The organism is Rhodopseudomonas sp. WA056 (assembly GCF_010906995.1).
GTDB lineage: Bacteria > Pseudomonadota > Alphaproteobacteria > Rhizobiales > Xanthobacteraceae > Rhodopseudomonas > Rhodopseudomonas palustris_G.
In genome coordinates this window covers 1-3,330 of sequence record NZ_QPFS01000218.1, presented here as the reverse complement: position 1 = coordinate 3,330, position 3,330 = coordinate 1, and the positions used below count along the sequence as shown (strand labels likewise).

The 3,330-nt window shown below is 66.4% G+C and carries 2 protein-coding genes and 1 tRNA gene; all 3 read right to left on the bottom strand.

The window, feature by feature from the left end; genetic code table 11:
- Positions 1 to 72: 72 nt before the first annotated feature.
- The 3 genes from DU475_RS23460 to DU475_RS23450 all read right to left on the bottom strand — a co-directional run bounded on the left by DU475_RS23460 (position 73) and on the right by DU475_RS23450 (position 3,219).
- Entirely contained in the window at positions 73 to 423 is a 351-nt protein-coding gene (locus DU475_RS23460; protein WP_047309194.1) for a GrlR family regulatory protein, read from the bottom strand.
- Positions 424 to 616: 193 nt separating this feature from the next.
- On the bottom strand, positions 617 to 2,635 hold the full coding sequence (locus tag DU475_RS23455) for a methyl-accepting chemotaxis protein (protein ID WP_164633480.1): 2,019 nt from the start codon (positions 2,633 to 2,635) through the stop codon (positions 617 to 619).
- A gap of 507 nt (positions 2,636 to 3,142) precedes the next feature.
- Positions 3,143 to 3,219, bottom strand: a tRNA-Arg gene (locus tag DU475_RS23450).
- Positions 3,220 to 3,330 lie beyond the last annotated feature (111 nt).

The following is a 3,330-nucleotide window of genomic DNA, read 5'->3' as shown; positions in this document are numbered from 1 at the left end:
AAGAAAGGGCGCAAGGGCAGGTGGCGGCGGCGGCGGATACGGCCCACGTCGGCGTGCCGCCGCTTGCCGCAGTCAGTCGGCGTCGGCCAGCCGGCGCAGTGTCGCTCGGAAAATCTGGCTGGATTTGCCGACCAGCGCGGTGCCGTTCATCACCGCCGCGTCGCCGGTCGAGGTGCCGGTGACGCCGATGCCCACCGGTTCCTTCTGGCCCCCGAACAGCGGATTGGCGTCCGGGCTCGGGGTGTGCTGGGTGACGGTGACTTCGCCCTTGAAGCTGTCGCCGGTGCTGACATAGCTGCCGACGTAGAACAGATAGGCGTCGCCGCCCAGGATCTTGCCGTCGCGGAACAACACCACGCCGCTGCCCTTGCCGGAGCGGCCGTCGAGCAGATCGGCATGAATCGAATACAGCCCGTTCCTCATCGCGTCCCCCGCGCCCCGCAACATCGCGAAGGCGCAAGGCTGTTATGCCAAAGCCGGCCGATCGCCGTCAACGTGACAGGAACGCGCGAAGCCGAGGGGCCGTTGGCGGCGGCGGGGCGCTGCGCCAAAGCGACGGGCCGTGGTCGATGCCTGAGCGGCAGGACGCGCGGCCCGTCGAGCTTTGCGTTGCGTGCTACGCGGCGCGGACCGTGGAGAGGAAGCGCCCGACCTCGCTGCGCAGCCGGTTGCTGTCGCTGGACAGCGTCCGGGCCGCGGACAGCACCTGCGCCGACGCCGAGCCGGTTTCGGTGGCGCCGCGCTGCACGTCGTTGATATTCGAGGAGACCTGCTGGGTGCCCTGCGCGGCCTGCTGCACGTTGCGGGAGATCTCCTGGGTCGCGGCGCCCTGTTCCTCGACAGCCGACGCGATGGTCGAGGCGATCTCCGACAGCTTCTCGATGGTGCTGCTGATGTCGCGGATCGCGCCGACCGATTCCTGGGTCGCCGCCTGGATGCCGGAGATCTGCTGACTGATGTCGCCGGTCGCCTTCGCGGTTTGCTCCGCCAGCGCTTTCACTTCCGACGCGACGACCGCGAAGCCCCGTCCGGCTTCGCCGGCGCGCGCCGCCTCGATGGTGGCGTTGAGCGCGAGCAGATTGGTCTGCCCTGCGATCTGGTTGATCAGTTCGACGACGTCGCCGATCCGGGACGCCGCCGTCGCCAGTTCGCCGACTCGATCGTTGGTCATGCGGGCCTGGCTGACCGCTTCATTGGCCATCCGCGCGGAATCCTGGACCTGACGGCTGATCTCGTTGACCGAGGACGACAGTTCCTCGGTCGCCGACGCTACCGACTGCACGTTGGTGGAGGCTTCTTCGGAGGCGGCCGCCACCATGGTGGTGAGCTCCTGCGAGCGGTCGGCGGTCGATGTCAGCGTCGAAGCGGAGGCTTCGAGTTCGGTCGAGGCCGACGACACCGTGTCGACGATCTCGCCGACGGCGGCTTCGAAACTGTCGGCGAGCTGGATCATCTCTGCCTTGCGGCGCTGCGCCGCGATCTGCTCCTGCTTGGCTTGCGCCTCGGCTTCCTCGCGTGCCTTCTGCTCGGCGTTCTTGCTGATCACCACCACGGTCTTGGCGATGTCGCCGACTTCGTCGCCGCGGGTCGCGCCGGGGATTTCGGCATTGAGTTCTCCGGCCGCGATGCGGCCGAGCGCGCCGTTCAGCCGCGTCAGCGGACGGGCGACGCCGAGGAAGGTGAAGATCACCGAGCCGATCAGCGCCAGCATCACCGCGCTCGCGGCGAGGAAGCTGACGCGGTTGGCCTGGGCGAGTTCGGCGTCGGCGCTATCCTTGGCGGCGCGGAAGCTCTTGCTCGACACGTCGACCGCTTCGCGCATCAATGGGCCCATCTGCCCGGCGGTCGTCAGCATCGCGGCGGACTGCTCATTCCTGATGCCGTCCAGCTTCACCGCCTCATTGGCCAGATCGAGGAACGCCTTGACGTCCGCCGAGAGCTGGTCCGCGGCTGCCGTGAGCGCCTTGTCGCTGGAGATATTGCGCAGCCGGGCCAGAGCCTCGCTCAAGGCGGCGGCGCGTAGTTCGATGACTTTCCTCTGGCTGTCGTCGCCGCTCGCGGTGTACCGCCAGTTCGCCGCGCGGATCGCGTTGTAATGCGAATCGGCTTCGTACATCGCCCGCTCGATCTCGATACGGTTGGCGGCGACCACTGGAGAAGCCTTTAGGGCTTCGAACGACTTGCGCCATTCGCTCGACACCAGGTCTCGTTTGGCGGCCATTGCGAATGCCTGCTGGATCGTCTTGACCTGAGCACCGGCCTGGGTCTCGTACTCCTTCGCGAGCGCGTTGATCTTCTCGATCCGCTGCCTGTTCTCCGGCTTCACGGTGCGCAAAGCCGCCGACTCGAGTTCTTTTTGGGTGCGAGTGCTCATCTCCGCCAGCGACGCGATCGGCTTCTCCATCTCGGCGGGAGTTTTCGCGAGCCGGATGTCGCGCACCGCGAGCTGCATCCGTCGCAGCGCGATATTCGCCTCCAGCGTGTGCTCGTTGATGAACTGCTGGCCGTCGGCGAGGTTGTTGGCGGCGGTGATATTGCGCTCGGCAATGATCTGGTTGATCAGCATGCCGCCCGCGAGCAGGACGCCGACGACACCGGCGAGCCCGAGCTTGTTTCCGATTCGGTCGAATTTCATGGTCGAGAACCCCAGAGGAAGGCGATCGCTGTCGCGACGTCGGTGCGGCCCAGACTTGGAAGAAATCGATTAGCAGTGTGTGAAACCAGCGCTTCGTATGAGTACCAGTGTTTGCTCGTGCTAATCAGTTGTCGCGGATAGGGCCGGTGCGCGGGTGGCTCTCGGTCCGTCGCGGCGGGCACTGTCTGGCGCTTGCAGGCGCTTTTCGAGTGAGCCCGCGAAGCCGGTCGGTTTGTTCGGCCGATTGCGCCCGCGGTGAATTCCCAACGGTGCGATTCAATGTCGTCTATCCCGGTGCCCCGACGTCGGGCGCGGATGCGATGGGGGCGCCGTCGTCGTTCAGATCGTCGGGCGGGACCGGACGGATGGGGGAACGGAGACGCCGAAGATCCTTGCCGCGACCGATGGCATGTCGACGGAGCAGCCGTCGCCCTGATCGCCGGATATCCACGCGCCGAAGACCGCGCGGCGGATCGACGAGGTCGTGGAATGCGCTGTCGCGAAAAATGGCGCGCTCGGAAGGATTCGAACCTCCGACCCTCGGAATCGAAATCCGATGCTCTATCCAGCTGAGCTACGAGCGCGGGGGCCGGGCGGGGCGTGCCACCCGGCGGGGACTTTCGAATACCTCACTTTTGCAGGTGCTTACAAGGGGAGGGGCTCCCATGATTTCGCCGGAATGTGCGCATTAACGT